22 protein-coding genes are annotated in these 15,847 nt (G+C 45.7%); 11 read left to right on the plus strand and 11 right to left on the minus strand.

All coding sequences use genetic code 11. The features are described from left to right. Together K5609_RS01880 and K5609_RS01885 are read left to right on the plus strand one after the other, a co-directional pair. Nucleotides 1-579, plus strand: a complete 579-nt coding sequence (locus K5609_RS01880; protein WP_221075731.1) for a cytochrome c oxidase assembly protein — start codon at nt 1-3, stop codon at nt 577-579. Next, on the plus strand, nt 563-1,438 hold the full coding sequence (locus K5609_RS01885) for a cytochrome c oxidase subunit 3 (protein WP_152783580.1): 876 nt from the start codon (nt 563-565) through the stop codon (nt 1,436-1,438). Before K5609_RS01880 ends, K5609_RS01885 begins: the two co-directional genes overlap by 17 nt. Here the strand turns inward: K5609_RS01885 and K5609_RS01890 are convergent. Further along, nucleotides 1,435-1,638 carry a DUF2909 family protein gene (locus tag K5609_RS01890; RefSeq protein WP_221075732.1) on the minus strand — a complete coding sequence of 68 codons (204 nt, stop codon included), beginning with the start codon at nt 1,636-1,638 and terminating at the stop codon, nt 1,435-1,437. The two genes, K5609_RS01885 and K5609_RS01890, sit on opposite strands and share 4 nt — an antisense overlap. Between K5609_RS01890 and K5609_RS01895 the strand changes: the two genes are divergently transcribed. The 5 genes from K5609_RS01895 (at nt 1,631) to dinF (ending at nt 6,196) form a co-directional block, all read left to right on the plus strand. Beyond that, on the plus strand, nt 1,631-2,359 hold the full coding sequence (locus K5609_RS01895; RefSeq protein WP_221075733.1) for an SURF1 family protein: 729 nt from the start codon (nt 1,631-1,633) through the stop codon (nt 2,357-2,359). The two genes, K5609_RS01890 and K5609_RS01895, sit on opposite strands and share 8 nt — an antisense overlap. Continuing rightward, entirely contained in the window at nt 2,356-2,859 is a 504-nt protein-coding gene (locus K5609_RS01900) for a hypothetical protein (protein WP_221075734.1), read from the plus strand. The genes K5609_RS01895 and K5609_RS01900 overlap by 4 nt, the downstream gene beginning before the upstream one ends. A gap of 16 nt (nt 2,860-2,875) precedes the next feature. Beyond that, a complete protein-coding gene (locus K5609_RS01905; protein ID WP_221075735.1) occupies nt 2,876-3,892 on the plus strand; it encodes a COX15/CtaA family protein in 1,017 nt (338 codons plus the stop codon). Continuing rightward, nucleotides 3,870-4,784, plus strand: coding sequence for a heme o synthase (gene cyoE, locus K5609_RS01910; RefSeq protein ID WP_221075736.1), 915 nt, complete (start codon nt 3,870-3,872; stop codon nt 4,782-4,784). The genes K5609_RS01905 and cyoE overlap by 23 nt, the downstream gene beginning before the upstream one ends. 80 nt (nt 4,785-4,864) lie before the next feature. Continuing rightward, nucleotides 4,865-6,196 carry an MATE family efflux transporter DinF gene (dinF, locus tag K5609_RS01915; protein ID WP_221075737.1) on the plus strand — a complete coding sequence of 444 codons (1,332 nt, stop codon included), beginning with the start codon at nt 4,865-4,867 and terminating at the stop codon, nt 6,194-6,196. Nucleotides 6,197-6,209: 13 nt separating this feature from the next. On the opposite strand, the gene trmL is transcribed toward dinF, so the two are convergent. From trmL to K5609_RS01930, 3 genes are read right to left on the minus strand one after another with little or no spacing between them, the layout of a single operon-like run. After that, nucleotides 6,210-6,674, minus strand: coding sequence for a tRNA (uridine(34)/cytosine(34)/5-carboxymethylaminomethyluridine(34)-2'-O)-methyltransferase TrmL (gene trmL, locus K5609_RS01920; protein ID WP_221075738.1), 465 nt, complete (start codon nt 6,672-6,674; stop codon nt 6,210-6,212). A 27-nt stretch (nt 6,675-6,701) separates the two neighbouring features. Beyond that, nucleotides 6,702-8,036, minus strand: a complete 1,335-nt coding sequence (locus tag K5609_RS01925; RefSeq protein WP_221075739.1) for an ATP-binding protein — start codon at nt 8,034-8,036, stop codon at nt 6,702-6,704. Nucleotides 8,037-8,038: 2 nt separating this feature from the next. Beyond that, a complete protein-coding gene (locus K5609_RS01930) occupies nt 8,039-8,725 on the minus strand; it encodes a response regulator (protein ID WP_221075740.1) in 687 nt (228 codons plus the stop codon). 160 nt (nt 8,726-8,885) lie between these two features. Between K5609_RS01930 and K5609_RS01935 the strand changes: the two genes are divergently transcribed. From K5609_RS01935 to cysE, 3 genes are read left to right on the plus strand one after another with little or no spacing between them, the layout of a single operon-like run. Further along, complete coding sequence (locus K5609_RS01935) at nt 8,886-9,341, plus strand: Spy/CpxP family protein refolding chaperone (RefSeq protein ID WP_221075741.1); 456 nt, start codon at nt 8,886-8,888, stop codon at nt 9,339-9,341. A 48-nt stretch (nt 9,342-9,389) separates the two neighbouring features. Next, nucleotides 9,390-10,292, plus strand: coding sequence for a cation diffusion facilitator family transporter (locus K5609_RS01940; RefSeq protein WP_221075742.1), 903 nt, complete (start codon nt 9,390-9,392; stop codon nt 10,290-10,292). Between the two features lie 45 nt (nt 10,293-10,337). Further along, entirely contained in the window at nt 10,338-11,108 is a 771-nt protein-coding gene (gene cysE, locus K5609_RS01945) for a serine O-acetyltransferase (protein WP_221077190.1), read from the plus strand. Here the strand turns inward: cysE and K5609_RS01950 are convergent. After that, complete coding sequence (locus tag K5609_RS01950) at nt 11,105-11,332, minus strand: DUF1653 domain-containing protein (RefSeq protein WP_221075743.1); 228 nt, start codon at nt 11,330-11,332, stop codon at nt 11,105-11,107. The genes cysE and K5609_RS01950 overlap by 4 nt on opposite strands. Before the next feature lie 192 nt (nt 11,333-11,524). Between K5609_RS01950 and K5609_RS01955 the strand changes: the two genes are divergently transcribed. Continuing rightward, the gene (locus tag K5609_RS01955; RefSeq protein WP_163134032.1) at nt 11,525-11,731 is read left to right on the plus strand and encodes a cell division protein ZapB; all 207 of its coding nucleotides are present in this window, start codon (nt 11,525-11,527) and stop codon (nt 11,729-11,731) included. A 16-nt stretch (nt 11,732-11,747) separates the two neighbouring features. On the opposite strand, the gene rraA is transcribed toward K5609_RS01955, so the two are convergent. From rraA to K5609_RS01985, 6 genes are all read right to left on the minus strand, one after another. Continuing rightward, nucleotides 11,748-12,236, minus strand: a complete 489-nt coding sequence (rraA, locus tag K5609_RS01960; protein ID WP_163134033.1) for a ribonuclease E activity regulator RraA — start codon at nt 12,234-12,236, stop codon at nt 11,748-11,750. Between the two features lie 170 nt (nt 12,237-12,406). After that, nucleotides 12,407-13,738 (minus strand): ATP-dependent protease ATPase subunit HslU, encoded by a 1,332-nt coding sequence (gene hslU / locus K5609_RS01965; RefSeq protein WP_163134034.1) that lies wholly within the window; start codon nt 13,736-13,738, stop codon nt 12,407-12,409. Between the two features lie 19 nt (nt 13,739-13,757). Next, nucleotides 13,758-14,288: an ATP-dependent protease subunit HslV gene (gene hslV, locus K5609_RS01970; RefSeq protein WP_016399711.1), complete on the minus strand. Its 531-nt coding sequence runs from the start codon at nt 14,286-14,288 to the stop codon at nt 13,758-13,760. Nucleotides 14,289-14,397: 109 nt separating this feature from the next. Beyond that, on the minus strand, nt 14,398-14,721 hold the full coding sequence (locus tag K5609_RS01975; RefSeq protein ID WP_221075744.1) for a replication protein RepA: 324 nt from the start codon (nt 14,719-14,721) through the stop codon (nt 14,398-14,400). After that, nucleotides 14,708-15,376, minus strand: coding sequence for an AAA family ATPase (locus K5609_RS01980; RefSeq protein ID WP_221075745.1), 669 nt, complete (start codon nt 15,374-15,376; stop codon nt 14,708-14,710). Before K5609_RS01980 ends, K5609_RS01975 begins: the two co-directional genes overlap by 14 nt. A gap of 108 nt (nt 15,377-15,484) precedes the next feature. Further along, nucleotides 15,485-15,787, minus strand: a complete 303-nt coding sequence (locus tag K5609_RS01985; RefSeq protein WP_221075746.1) for a PilZ domain-containing protein — start codon at nt 15,785-15,787, stop codon at nt 15,485-15,487. Between the last annotated feature and the right edge of the window lie 60 nt (nt 15,788-15,847).

The raw sequence follows: 15,847 nt of genomic DNA on the forward strand, positions 1-15,847 counted from the left end.
ATGCTTGGCCATGGCCGTTTAGTCACAAAGCTGCTGCTTGTAGTAGTGGCTATGTTCGGCTTTGGTTACGCCTTGGTGCCGCTCTATGACGTGTTTTGTCAGGTTACCGGCATTAACGGCAAAACAGCTACAGAAGCCAGTGAATTAAGCCTTGTTACTGACCAACAGCGCACCGTAACCGTGGAGTTTATTAGCTATGTACCGCAAGGGCTTAATTGGAAGTTTGGCCCTAAGGTTAACCAAGTAAAAGTCCATCCAGGTGAGACTCTACAGGTTGATTTTAGTGCCAGTAACCTTACTCCCAAACGTGGCACTGTGCAGGCGGTTCCTTCGGTTAGTCCTGGTTTGGCGGCCAATCATCTAAAAAAAGTCAGCTGCTTTTGTTTTGAGCAGCAAACCCTAGCTCCGGGTCAGCAACAAGACATGCCATTGTTCTTCTATGTAGATCCTGAGTTACCTAAAGATATAAATACCTTAACCTTGGCTTACACCTTATTTGCTGTAGAGGGCGAGCCGATTGAATCTGAAACTGCACAAGTAAGTGCCGATGGAGAGGTGGGCAATGACGCAGCCTTATGAGAAATATTACGTTCCCGCACAAAGTATATGGCCAATTGTTGGCGCGGTGGGTTTATTCCTAATTGCAATGGGCGCTGGGTTTTCTGTTCAACAAATGGGCAGTGAACAAAGTTACGGCCTATGGATATTGTCTTGTGGCTTTGTGGTAATTGTTACCATGATGTTTGGTTGGTTTGGCAATGTTATCCAGGAGAGTATGGATGGCTTATATAGTGCCCAAATGGACCGCTCTTTTCGCCAAGGCATGAGTTGGTTTATTTTCTCTGAAGTAATGTTCTTTGGTGCATTCTTCGGAGCGTTATTCTACGCCAGAATGATTGCTGTGCCTTGGTTGGGCGGTGCTGGTAATAATGAAATGACTGGCGCGGTGTTATGGCCAGAGTTTACTGCCATGTGGCCGCTAGTTGAAACGCCCGGCGGTACAACAACCCAAGCGATGGGCTGGTTCGGCTTGCCACTGTTGAATACTGTAATACTGGTGATTTCGTCAGTGACTTTGCACTTTGCTCATGTGAGTTTAGAGAAAGATAAACGTGGGCCACTTAAAATGTGGTTAGCCATTACCTTGGTGCTAGGTTTTGCTTTCTTATTTTTCCAAATTGAAGAATATATTCATGCATATCAGGAATTAGGCTTGCGCCTTGATTCAGGCATTTATGGCAATACCTTTTTCTTACTCACCGGTTTTCACGGTTTACACGTTACTTTGGGCGCCATCATGCTTACGGTGATGTTTTTGCGGGTACTAAAAGGCCACTTTACCGGTAAGAGTCACTTTGCATTTATGGCATCGAGTTGGTATTGGCACTTTGTAGATGTGGTGTGGTTGTGTCTGTTTATTTTTGTCTATGTGCTTTAGTAAGGGCGTGGGTTGGGCTGAATAATGCCCAAGGCCATGGCGAGTAAAACCAATAGGATAACCAACACGCTAAAAACTAAGCGTTTACCCAAGTAATGGGTCATTGGTTTTTCTCCGCCCTTTAGCATTACCCGTAAAGCAAACAACATGTTCACCACCACAAACAGGATTAACGCGGTAATTAGCAGTTTTATGACCATAACTAAGCTCTCTCAACAGGCTGATAAAAAAACAGTGTCTTACCGCTTGATACTGTTTGTTGTGCTTATGGTTGCGCTGATAGGGCTAATGGTCAAGCTTTCCTTGTGGCAATGGCAACGCAGTGAACAAAAACAGCAGTTATTAGATCAATACCAGCAGCAATCTTTGCAAGAAAGCAGTTTAGAGCAAGCGCTTCGCTCTGGTGTGCAGCCATTTCAGCTGGTGACGGTAAGCAGTATTACCGCTATGGATAAGTATCTATGGCTAGACAATAAAGTGAACGACGGTGTGGTCGGCTACGACGCTTATACACTGGCAAGCACTCCGCAAGGTAATGTATTGGTGCGCTTAGCTTGGCAGCCTGCAGGTTTAGACCGAAGTATTTTGCCTGATGTGCTTAATGCCGATGCATTAGCTCAGCGTTATCGTTTAAGAGAAATCAGCTTACCTGTGGTGCTTATGCAAAAGCATTGGTTGGAAGAATTACCGCAGGGCTTGCGAGTTCAACAAATAAATATCGCCGCCTTGGCCGATTATTGGGGTATTGATTTACTGCCCTTTGTTTTAGATAGCCAGCTTGAACATAGCTCGACGCAATTGGTTTCTATATCGCCGCAAAAGCATCAAGGCTACGCTTTGCAATGGCTATTAATGGCCCTGGTTGCGGCTGGCTTAACTATTTATTTTTGTAAGCAAAACAGAAACAAGGAAGGTTTATGAGAAGTCACCAAAAAACCATGTTGTTACTTGCTTCGGTATTTTTAGTGCCACTTATTTTAGCTTGGGTGGTACTTAAAATGGGCTGGTATGAACCCGGTGCACTAAGTCATGGAGAGTGGTTTGAGCCGCCAATGCAGATAGAAAACTACCCGATTGGTAAGTGGTCGATTGCACAAGTGATTGATGGCGATTGCTCACAAGCCTGTTTGCAACAACTGAATAAACTCAATAATGCTTGGTTAGCCTTAGGCATAGCCAAACAGCAAACCCAAAAGGTCGCCCTTACTTCTGGTGAGCAATTGGAACAGATTAACGATGGCCTTGAGCAAATGACGCTAGGGCAGGCGAATCAACAATTAGCCGACTACGACCAGCAGTGGTTGGTTGTAGACCCAACCGGTTGGGTGATTTTGAGTTACCAGCCCGCTCAAGGTGATGAGCAAGTTAAAGGACTAATTACCGATTTGAAACGATTAATCAAAAACTCGCGGTTTCAATAGGGCTTAAGGACAGCATATGCAAAAGGGATTAATTGCAGCTATTTTACTTGCCGTGGTGGTGATTGGCTTAGGCGCTTTCACCCGTTTAACCGATGCGGGTTTGGGTTGCCCTGATTGGCCCGGTTGTTATGGTCAGCTAGTGGTTCCTCAAAGCGAGGAACACATTCAACACGCGGCAAACGCTTATCCTGAGCGGCCACTCGAAACCCACAAAGCATGGAACGAAATGATTCATCGCTATTTTGCCGGCACCTTGGGTTTATTGGTAGTAGCTTTAGCTGCTCTAGCATTTTGGCAAAAGCAACATCGCTTATTGGCATTGGCGTCGGTGCTATTGATTGGCTTTCAAGCCATATTAGGCATGCTAACTGTAACGTTGGGTTTAATGCCGATTGTGGTCATGGGTCACCTGTTAGGTGGCTTTTCGATGCTGGCTTTACTGTTCACTTGGTTGATGATTGCTAAGCGACCTTTTGGTAAACCGCAGCGGAGTGGACGGTGGTTGTGGCTGGGTTTATTGGTACTGGTGGTGCAAATCGCGCTGGGCGGTTGGACGTCGGCCAACTATTCGGCAATTTCTTGTCAGGGTTTACCGCTTTGTCATGAAGAGTGGCTGGGTTCTTATCAGTTAGAAGCGTTTGATCCCTTGCCTGCAACTAGTGGCAATGATTACGAGTTTGGGGTGCTAAGCCACGAGCAACGTAAAACCATTCATGTAACACACCGGATTTGGGCAGGGGTCACAGCCATTTACCTATTCGTTTTAGCCTTGAGTTACATCCAGCGTCGACATAGTGATATGGAGCGGGGGCGTGCTTCTAGGTTAATCTTTGTATTGTTTACCCAAGTGGGCTTGGGGGTTGCCAATGTGCTTTGGCAAGTACCGCTGGCCATCGCGGTGGCGCACAATTTAGTTGCTGTCATGCTGCTGTTAAGTTTAATCAGTTTAATCTTGGCTCACTATCAAGGTGGAGCTGTAGCAACATACCTTGAGCAAAAGGAGACGCATTATGGCGAAGTTGAACACGCTTAATCCGCCAAGTTCATTGACTAAAGGGATTAATTGGCGAGCCTTGTATAAGCTTACTAAGCCAAAGGTAGTGGCATTAATTGTGCTCACTGCGGTAGTGGGTGCCTGCTTGGCAACTTCTGGTTTGCCGCCTTGGCAAGCTCTGCTAGTAGGTAACTTAGGCATAGGTTTAATGGCCGCGGGCGCTGCCGCCTTTAATCACTACATTGATAGCGAAGCAGATGCAGCAATGGCACGCACTCATAAACGCCCTTTGCCTACTGGTGCTATAGCCAATTGGCAGGCCTTGCTATGGGCCTCACTGTTATCAGTGGTAGGTTTTTCCATGTTGTATTGGTGGGTTAATCCACTGACTGCTTGGCTAACTGCAGCTAGCTTGGTGGGGTATGCGGTGATTTATACCCTTTGGCTTAAACGAGCAACGCCGCAAAACATCGTAATTGGCGGCTTAGCAGGTGCTATGCCTCCATTGTTGGGGTGGACGGCAGTAAACAACGCCATATCGGCTGAGCCCTTATTGCTAGTAATGCTAATATTCACTTGGACTCCGCCACACTTTTGGGCCTTGGCAATTGCTCGCCGTGAAGATTACGCCAAGGTTAATATTCCAATGCTGCCGGTTACCCACGGTGTTGGCTTTACCAAAAAGTTGATACTTCTTTATTCTCTCTTACTATTCGCTGTTGCTTGGCTACCCTTTTTAGTAGGTATGAGCGGGGTGCTTTATCTCGTATTAAGTTGTGCGCTCAACTTGCGTTTTATGCACTTAGCTTGGCGACTGTATAAAGGAGATAACCAGCGTGACGCAATGCGCCTATTTGCCTTTTCGATAGTGTATTTGATGTTGTTGTTTGTTGCCTTGTTGGCAGACCATTGGTTGTTTGCTTTGCTATAAACAGTCCCTAGCTTTTAAAGTCTTGCCGAGAGTGTAACTAACTCTTACACTCTCGCTATCGCCTGCTTAGTTTCCCTTTCATGTCTGTTTCGCGTTTTTCCGCCATTGCGGCCATTGCCGTGCCAATGATTTTATCTAACATCACTATTCCTTTATTAGGGCTGGTGGACACGGCTGTTATTGGCCATTTAGATCATGCTTATTATCTTGGTGGGGTCGCTTTAGGCTCAATGATGATTAGCTTGGTGTATTGGTTATGTGGCTTTTTACGCATGTCGACCACAGGCTTAAGTGCGCAAGCTTTTGGTGCAGATGATCGGCAAGCTTTGCAAAGGGTGGGATTTAACTCTGCCTGTATTGCGTTAATCATTGGCCTGGCTTTGCTTTTGTTAAAACAGCCGATATTGCAACTTGGTTTGGCTTTAGCCGGAGGCAGTGAACAAGTTCAATATTATGCGGCGCAGTATTTTTCTACCCGCATTTGGGGCGCGCCTGCGGCATTGTTAAATCTGGTGTTGCTGGGGTGGTTATTGGGCATGCAAAATGCTCGAGCCCCCATGTTACTGCTGATTGTGGCTAATACCACCAACATTGCCTTGGATGTGCTGTTTGTTGTGGGGCTAGATTGGAAAGTGCAGGGTGCTGCTTTAGCCAGTGTGATTGCCGATTATTTTTCATTGGCAGTTGGCTTGGCGTTGTGCCGCAAGCAGTTTTTAACACGATTTAATGCCTTACCGTCATTAAAGGATTGTTGGGCCGATTTTAATCGCCAGCATTTGGCGGGACTATTCTCGCTAAACCGAGACATATTTTTGCGCTCACTGGCCTTGCAAGCTTGTTTTGCCTTCATCACTTTTCAAGGCTCGCGTTTGGGCGACCACATTGTTGCGGCCAACGCAGTATTACTTAACTTCTTGATGTTTGTTTCTTTTGCTTTAGATGGTTTAGCTTACGCCGTAGAAGCCTTAGCGGGTAAAGCAAAGGGCAAAAATGACCGCGCCTTGTTTGTGGTAACTATTAAACAGTGTTTGCAGTTAGCCTTAGTGGCGGGCATTGGCTTTAGTTTGGTATTTGGAGTACTGGGTGAGCAATTAGTTGCGTTGCTTACCGATATACCTGAAATTCGCAACACTGCGGCTAGCTATCTTAATTGGATGATTTTGCTGCCGTTAGTCTCGGTGTGGTGCTTTATCTTAGATGGGGTTTTCATTGCTACTTCTGAGGGGCGGATTATGCGTAACTCGATGCTGTTGGCCAGTTTTGCCGGTTTCTTCCCGCTTTGGTGGTTTACGCAAAGCTGGGGTAATCACGCTTTATGGCTAGCAATGAGCGGCTTTATGGCGATTAGGGGTTTAAGCCTAGGCTGGATTTGTTACCAAGCCTTAAACCAACAGCGTTGGTTTAAGGCTTAGCACTTAGCACTATCTACACGCCGTCTATGTAACCCAATTGGCGCCAAGCTTCATAAACAAACACCGAAACGGCATTTGATAAATTCATGCTGCGGCTGTCTGCCAACATTGGAATGCGCAGCCTAAATTGACCATCTATCTCATTTAGCACTTCATCGGGTAGGCCGCGTGTTTCTGGGCCAAACATTAGATAATCACCCGCTTCAAAAGCAAAGTCACTATGAAAACCGCTGCCTTTGGTGGTACAAGCAAGCAAGCGCTTAGGCTGCTCGCTGTTTAAGAAGGCTTGGTAGTCGGGGTGGCGTTTTACCTCGGCAAACTCGTGGTAGTCCAAGCCGGCACGTTTAACTTTTTTATCATCCCAGGCGAACCCTAAAGGTTCGATAAGATGTAAGTTACAACCGCTGTTCGCCGCTAAACGGATAATTGCGCCGGTGTTTTGCGGTATTTCTGGTTGATATAGCACAATGTTAATCATGATTAATCCAAGTGGCTGCGAAAAGCGCTATTGTAGTGGCAAGCGTAGGCTAACTTCTAGCCCTTTACGCGAATGATTGCTGGCGCTAATGCTGCCACCGTGTTGGCGAATCGCCGATTCGGCAATCGCCAAGCCTAAACCTACTCCGCCACTGTCACGGTCTCGTGCTTCACCGCTACGATAAAATGGTCGGAAAATGCTATTTAGTTCGTCATCTGGAAGTCCTGGGCCGTCATCTCGCACAATCAAGGTGAGCAAGTTTTCTTGCACACTAGCGCTTAGTTTAACCTTACGATCTGCGTATTTAAGGGCGTTGCGACAAACGTTCTCAAGTGCCGATGCGAGGAGCTCTGGGTAACAAATCACACTCAGTTGCTGGGGGTAGTTGGCACTAAACTGTTTGTTTAACTGTTCTGCTTCAAACTCACAATCGCTAACTAAGTCTTCAATGAGTTCCTGCAAGGTCATTTTTTGTTGTTTAGCATTAACTTGCATGCGCGATAAAGACAGCAAGGCGTCAATCATTTCGGCTAGGCGTTGCGATTCTCGCTCAATTCGTTCCACTTCGGGAGTCACTTGCTGGCGTTTTTTATGTAGCGCGAGTGCCATGTTTAAGCGAGTAAGCGGCGAGCGCAGCTCGTGAGAAATATCGCTAAGCAGGCGTTGTTGGTTGCTAATGGCTTGATTAAGGGTGTCTACCATTCTCTGCAAGCTATCAGACAGTTGACCAATTTCATCACCACGATTGATCTCCGGTAATGGTGTATCTAAATATCCGAGAGACACCTTATTCGCGGCAGATTGCAGCTTTTTAAGCGGCCTTACGATGTGGCGAGTAAGTAAGAAACAAAGCGCTAAACTTAAACCCACGGCTACTAGCGACAAAAACCACGGTGATACACCAAAGTTACGGATAGCGTGCAGCTGTTCTGGGTTACTTCGGCGTTCTACGTAGAGCAGGTAACGCTGGTTATCAATGGTAAGCGCTTGCGGACCAATCAAAATATGCTTTTTATCGAGCATGATTCGAGGGTCTTCAATATTGTCGTGGTTAACTAAAAAGCGCCTCATGCCCCGGCTGATGTTTTCACGGTTTACCACTTCACCTTCGCTATTAACGATAAAGGGTTTACCAAAACGTGATTTAAGGTGGGGCTCTAAACGCGGGCTTAACATGCGTTCAGGGTTACGCTCTATACGTAGGGCAAATTCATGTAAGTTTTTTACCGCCCATTTAGGCGCTTTGAAGTTGTCTTCGCTAAGCATTCTGGACAGGTTAATCGACACAAAGGCCGTAACCAGCAAAATCATCCAAAATGAGATGAAGATTTTTACAAATAGATTGTTGATTAAGCGCTTCATTATTACCACTCTAACCACATGTAACCTTTGCCTCTTACCGTTTTGATACGCGGCAGTTGGTCTTTGCGAGCAGGGATCTTTTTACGCAAATTACTAATGTGCATATCCAAGCTGCGATCAAACGCTTGTAGGCGTTTGCCCAATACTTTTTGATTCAGGCTATCTTTTTCTAATAGCTTGCCTGGCTGCTCTAGCAAGTGTTGTAGCAATAACAGCTCGGTACTGGTGAGCTCTAACTCTTGCTCATCACAGTGTACTTGCTGCTTAGCAACCGAGAGGGTCAGATCTTGGTGGCAAATAAGGTCTTGTTTAGGGTCGGCTGGCAGACTGTTTTGAGTGCGACGTAAAATGGCTCTTATGCGCGCTAGCAATTCTCGTTCGCTGAAGGGCTTGGCTAAGTAGTCGTCGGCGCCTAACTCTAAACCCAGCACTCGGTCTATCTCATCACCTTTGGCGGTAAGCATTAATACCGGTTGCTGGTTGTCTTTACGTAATTCTTTTAGCACTTCAAAACCATTTTTGCCTGGCATCATTACGTCGAGCAGTACTAAGTCGTAGCGCTTTTCGGCTAGCTTGGCTAAGCCGCTTAAACCGTCGTTGCATACCTCACAACTAAATCCTTCTAGTTCTAAGAGTTCGCCGAGTAACTCGGTCAGTTCTTTGTCGTCATCTATAAGTAGTAAATCCACTGGGCGATTCTCTATTCAACATCAATAAGCAAATTGTACAAAACTCACAGCGCTTTGCCGTGCTTAATGTTCGGCTTTTACATAGCTTTACACTTTGCTGCGGTTAGTTTGCATTGGCTTTTGTAGACTACAAATGACCGAACAGACCTGAGGAAAGAAAATGAAAAAGTTACTAGTTACTGCCCTTGTTGGCGCACTTGTTGTTGCCCCTGTAGCCTTTGCCGCTAAATCTAATAGTGAAGGTAAGCAACGTGGCGGCCACCCAGCTATGAAAATGATGAAGCAGCTAGACTTAAGTGATGAGCAAAAAGCTCAAGTAAAAGAGATTATGCAACAGCATAAACCTAAGGCAGATCAAGAGCAGCGCCAAGCGATGTACCACCAACGCATGGAAATTATCACTGCTGCCAGCTTTGACCAAGAAGCGGCACAGGCCTTAATTGATATTCAACAAGCTAAGCATCAAACTCGTATGCTAAATATGTTGCAAGCTCAGCAGAAAATCTATCAAGTGCTAACCCCTGAGCAACAGCAGAAATACCAAGAGTTAAGCGCTAAAAAGATGGAAAAACAGCAAAAGCGTATGCAGAAGGGCGATAAAAAAGCTCAACTTTAACATGCACTAAACGTTATACTTTACAAAACCTTCCAAAGAATTTGTAAAGTGGATAAGCAACGTTATCAGCGCTTGGTCACCTTAGCTACATGGGTTGCAACTTGTGTAGCGGTGACCTTGCTTGTTATTAAAAGCGCCGCATTTTTATATACTGGCGCTGTAAGTATTCTAGCTTCCTTAATTGATTCGCTGATGGACATAGCTATGTCTTTGGTGAACCTGTTAGCAGTGCGCTATGCTCTGCAACCCCCCGACAAAGAACACAGCTTTGGCCATGGAAAGGCAGAGCATTTAGCCGGCCTAGCTCAAGCGGCTTTTATCACCGGTTCCGCCTTAATGTTGATGTTTGGTGGTGTGAATGAGCTGCTGCATCCCAAAGCTATTGAACACAGTGCCGTAGGCATTACAGTAATGGTGATATCTACAGTTATCACCTTTGCTTTGGTGATGTTCCAACGCTACGTTATCGCTAAAACAAATAACGCTGTAATTAAAGCTGACTCGATGCACTATGCCATGGATATATACATGAACATTGCGGTGCTGGTAGCTTTGCTGTTGAGTTTTTATGGCTGGTATTGGGCAGATGGCTTGTTTGCCGTGCTTATTGCCATCTACATTTGTTATGGCGCTTTTGGCATCGGTAAAGAGTCGGTACAAAACTTGTTGGATAGGCAGCTTCCAGAGGCCTTTCAAAAACAAGTGTTTAACACTGCTTTAGCGGTGGATGGTGTATTAGGTGCTCATGATATTCGCACCCGCCAATCTGGGCAGACTAAATTTATACAACTTCATTTGGAGCTAGATGATAAGCTTAGCCTGCATGAAGCGCATAGAATTGCCGATGAAGTTGAAGATGCGTTTATGGTCGAGTGGCCAGAGGCAGACGTTTTGATCCATCAAGACCCTCAATCGGTGGTTCCGCAAGAAAAGAAATTAGATCTTGAGTAAGGTGAAGTAGTGGCAAAGGTAAAGGATTATCAAATCAAACAAACTCTGGCTGAGACGGTATGGTTACAAATCCGTGATGAAGCAACCCGCATGGCGGCAGATGAGCCAATGCTATCGAGTTTCTTTTACTCTACCATTCTTAATCATCACAGTTTGTCTTCGGCATTAAGTTTTCAGCTGGCTAGTAAGCTTGATAGCTCAACGGTTCAAGCGATTTTGCTGCGTGAGTTTATTGAAGAAGCTTTGCTGGCAGATCCTTGCATTTTAGAAGCCGTAGCTGCAGATATTGTTGCGGTAAAAGACCGTGACCCCGCGGTTAAGTATTACGCTATTCCCTTACTTTACTTAAAAGGTTTTCATGCCTTGCAAGGCCATCGCGTGGCTAATTGGCTTTGGCATAAGGGTAGGCTCGCCTTAGCCCGTTATATGCAAAACCAAATCTCGGCGGTATTTGCGGTAGATATTCACCCCGCTGCAACAATTGGTAAAGGCATAATGCTCGATCATGCCACCGGTATTGTGGTGGGTGAAACCGCAGTTATTGAAGATGAAGTTTCAATTTTGCAGTCGGTAACTTTAGGTGGTACTGGTAAAGATCGTGGTGACCGCCACCCAAAAATTCGTCGCGGCGTATTGATTGGGGCCGGCGCTATAATCCTTGGTAACATTGAAGTTGGCCGCGGCGCTAAAGTGGGTGCTGGTAGCGTAGTATTAGAGTCTGTTCCAGCTCATACTACAGTGGCTGGCGTACCGGCAAAAGTGGTTGGCACGCCTAGCTGCGACATGCCAGCCATTGATATGGGGCAAAATATTTAACCTTCCTGCGCTGGTGCCTCGATAAATGCAAATCGGGGCACTTGCTTACCTTCAAATTCAACGTTTTCAAAAAACATATCGTAAGGCCTTACCCATAGTTTCCCTTCACCATATAAAGGCTTGTAAAGCACAAATACTTCTTCTGTTTCTGAGTGTATTGCGGTATCAATAACTTGGTATTCAGGGCCTTTGTAGTGACGATAACGGCCTTTTTGTAGATTCATGATTATTTATTCAACAACTAGTTAGGGAAATACATTTCTACTCTTGTTGGCTATAGATGACAAGAGTATGCTGCTTTAAAAGCAGTCATCATCAGTAGGTGAACACTAACTAGCGTTCATATATCCATGATGACTGACTCAACGAAAATAAGCTGAGTTGGCTTTGAGACGGAATTAACGGGAGAAATATTAATGTCTTTTGATGTATTAGAAAAATTAGAAGCAAAAGTTCAGGTTGCAGTAGATAGCATCGAACTATTACGTATGGAAATTGACGAGCTTAAAGAGCAAAACAGCCAGTTAAACGACGAGAACGGCCGTTTAGTGCAAGAGCAACAAGCTTGGCAAGAACGTCTTAAAGCCTTATTAGGCCGTATTGAAGACGTTCACGCCGAATAGTTTTAAGCTTGAGCGCTTATTCTATATCTAGCGGCTCAGGCGATAAAATTACCCCGGTGGTATCTGCATAGATGTGATCTTCTGGAAGGAAGGTCACTCCACCAAAGTTAACCGGAATGTTCACATCGCCGGTTTCATCTTCTGCGTCAGCGCCTACTGGAATAGAAGCTAGGGCTTGAATACCAATGTCCAAGTCTTCCAGCGCATCAACATCACGCACACAACCATAAACAATAATACCGTCCCATTCGTTGTCGGCTGCGGTCTCGGCAATGCTCTCATCAACCAAGGCGCGGCGTAATGAGCCACCACCGTCAATGAGTAGTACGCGACCAGTTCCAGACTCTTGAACTACCTGAGCAATTAAGCCGGCATTTTCAAAGCATTTAATGGTAGTAATTTCGCCCCCAAAAGCGTTTTTGCCACCGTAACTGGCAAACATGGGTTCAACAACGTCAACCGTATCTGCGTAGAGGTCACAAAGTTCAGAGGTATTATATTCCATGGTCTGGATCCTAAATTGGCCCGAGTATTCGCTACCAGTATAAACCCTAAGTTGCCGTTTTCAATTAAGAAATATCAAGTCTTTTGCAGAAGCCTTAATCAGCAAACCAGCAAATAACAGGTGCAAAAAAGCCGCCAAACTGGCGGCTTAGGGTCTATTTAGCAAGCTGCTTACAGAATAAAGCGGCTTAAATCTTCATCTGCCACAAGCTCGTCTAAGTACTTAGTCACGTAATCAGCATCAATCACGATGGTTTGGCCTGCGTTGTCTGAAGCTACAAAGCTTAGTTCTTCCATCAGCTTTTCCATTACCGTATGCAAGCGGCGAGCACCGATGTTTTCGGTACGCTCATTCACCTGCCAGGCAGCGTTAGCGATGTGGCGAATACCGTCTTCGGTAAACTCAATATCCAAACCTTCGGTGGCCATTAAGGCTTTGTATTGCTCGGTTAACGAGGCATTTGGCTCGGTAAGAATACGCACAAAATCTTCGGCGCTTAAAGCGCTTAGGTTTACCCGAATTGGTAAACGACCCTGTAGCTCAGGGATTAAGTCTGAAGGTTTAGCCACTTGGAAAGCGCCAGAGGCAATAAACAAGATGTGGTCGGTTTTAACCATGCCGTGTTTAGTGCTAACGGTTGAGCCTTCGACCAAAGGTAGCAAGTCGCGTTGCACACCTTCGCGGCTTACATCTGGACCAGAGGTGTCAGCGCGTTTACAAATCTTATCAATTTCATCTAGAAACACGATGCCGTTGTTTTCTACCGCATGTAGGGCTTTTTCTTTAAGCTCCTCTGGGTTAACCATTTTGGCTGCTTCTTCTTCAACCAACAGCTTAAAGGCTTCTTTGATCTTGAGTTTGCGCTTCTTGCTGTCTTTGTTGCCCGAAAGGTTTTGGAACATGCCTTGCAACTGGTTGGTCATTTCTTCCATACCAGGAGGCGCCATGATCTCTACGCCAACTTGTGGCTGAGCCACATCGATTTCGATTTCTTTGTCATCGAGCTGGCCTTCACGTAGCTTTTTACGAAAGGCTTGGCGGGTTGAGTTTTCTTTGGTGTCTTCTTCGTGACCGAAAGTGTCTTTAGCAGGCGGAAGTAAGGCATCGAGTATGCGGTCTTCGGCTTGATCTTCGGCGCGAAAGCGGAATTTTTCGGTTTCTTGCTCGCGGGTAATCTTGAAGGCAACATCAGCTAAATCACGAATGATGGTTTCAACTTCTTTACCCACATAACCCACTTCGGTGAATTTGGTGGCTTCAACTTTAATGAATGGCGCGTTGGCTAGCTTGGCTAAGCGGCGAGCAATTTCGGTTTTACCCACACCCGTTGGGCCAATCATCAAAATGTTCTTTGGGGTAACTTCTTGGCGCAACTCGTTATCTAGTTGCATGCGACGCCAGCGGTTACGTAGGGCAATGGCTACTGCACGTTTTGCTTCACCTTGGCCAATAATGTGGTTGTCTAACTCTGAGACAATTTCTCTTGGGGTCATTTCCGACATAATATCTTCCTGCAAAGCCTTAGGCTTTGGCGTCTAATTCTTCAATAGTGTGGTTTAGGTTGGTAAACACACAAATGTTTCCGGCGATGGTAAGGCTCTTTTCTGCAATCTCACGGGCGCCTAGCTCAGTATTTTCAAGTAATGCTAATGCCGCAGACTGGGCAAATGGCCCACCAGAGCCAATGGCGATAAGGTCGTGCTCTGGCTGTACTACGTCACCGTTGCCGGTAATAATTAGCGAGGCTTCGCTATCGGCTACAGCTAGCAATGCTTCTAACTTGCGTAGCATACGATCGGTTCGCCAGTCTTTGGCGAGCTCTACGGCAGCTTTGGTTAAATGACCTTGATGCATCTCTAGCTTAGCTTCAAAACGCTCAAATAGGGTGAATGCATCTGCAGTACCACCGGCAAATCCAGCGAGTACTTTTCCGTGGTAAAGGCGGCGCACTTTTTTGGCGTTGCCTTTCATTACGGTGTTGCCAAGGGAGACTTGGCCATCGCCAGCAATGATCACTTTGCCGTTGCGGCGTACGGAGACGATAGTAGTCACGTTATTTCCTCAGTTTGTTGAGCTAACTTGCAGCGTTAGCTTGGCTATAAGTGTGAAATGGGGGGGAGTGACAGGATTTTCAAGGTGTAAGCTAAAAAACAGCGTGCTTTTAGGGCTCTTTGCTCTCTTCTAACAGTGCTTGTTGCTGTTGCGGGCTGAGTGAATCAAATTGCTTGAGTAGTAGCCTAAGTAGTTTAGATTTAGGCACTTTATGTTGTTCAGAGGCCTGTTGTAAATGATCTATCGCTGATGCGTCAAAGGTAAAGGTACAGTGGCGAAATTTAGTAGTGGCTTTAGTGCTCTTAACCGGGTTATTGCTGGCGCTTGGTTTACCCTGGGCGTAGTTGTCAGCATCTTCAATAAACTGGTCAACACTCACTTTGCTGCGCTTAACTGGCTGCTTAGGGCGTTTTTTTAGATCAGTTAAACTCATGAGAGTCTTCTTGTTGAATCGCGAACAGTTCATCAACAATAGCTGCAATTTCTGCCGCGGCCTTGCCATCTTGCTCTATCTCTATCACCGAGCGGCCACTTTCTTCGCTGTCATCATAAATGTTACGTGAGAAGGTAACGGCATCTAATACATGTAAACCAAAGGAGCGGCAGACGTCTTTGGCATCTAGTATGCGTTGTACTTGGCTAGGTAAAGCGGGGCACTGGGTGATAATAAAACTGGCAACCATTTTTGGGTTAACCATTTTACAGGTGCTAAGCATGTCTTCCATGTGCGGTAAGGTTTTTAAATCGCGGCGTTTAGGACGCAATGGAATGAGTACATATTTAGCCACCGACATAGCGGCTCGCATTGCCAGGTTATCTTGCCCACCGCAGTCCACAATTACGAAGTCGTAGCCGCCTTCAAGGCTTAATAGGTCTTTGCGGATCTTGCCGTAAAGCTGGATACAATTGATACCGGGCAGTGATTCATCTTCGTTACGGGCTTGGATCCAATCAGAAGTGGTGCGTTGAGGATCGCAGTCCACCATCAGGATGTTGGCATTTAGGCTGGTTTTAAGGTGTACAGCAATGTTTTGTGCGAGGCAGCTTTTGCCACTGCCGCCTTTCTCTCCACCCACTAATATTAACATGGCTGCTCCTTGTTATTGCTACTTGTGCCTAGTTAACCAACTTGTCGTTGGTACAAGTAATAATAAGTATAAGACAGATCGCCGACTTTGCTTGAACAGATGAATTTTCTATAGCAATAACAAAAACATATGATAGCTGGAGAAGTTTTTACGGTGGCAGCGTGCAACCTTAGCCTTCATTTCTGCGGTATCGCTATGTTCTGAAGAAAATTGTAATTTTAGCTTAGTGCCTATTTGCAGATCGTTGCTATGTTTTACCAACATACCCCGTCGAGAGATATCTATGCAGGTTGCTTCAATGCTTTGATCTTCGCCTTCGCTGTCTTTCCACGTTAATTTCACTGGCTCATTCTCTAAGTCCAATCGCATTGAGCGACGGCGGTCGAGCTGCTCTAGTTCCGTGTTTTCCATTTCATCGCGTTCCTATTACGAGTCGCGGATTGAAGCTTATAGATATTCCGCATTTTAGTT

This window comes from Agarivorans aestuarii, from assembly GCF_019670125.1.
GTDB lineage: Bacteria > Pseudomonadota > Gammaproteobacteria > Enterobacterales > Celerinatantimonadaceae > Agarivorans > Agarivorans aestuarii.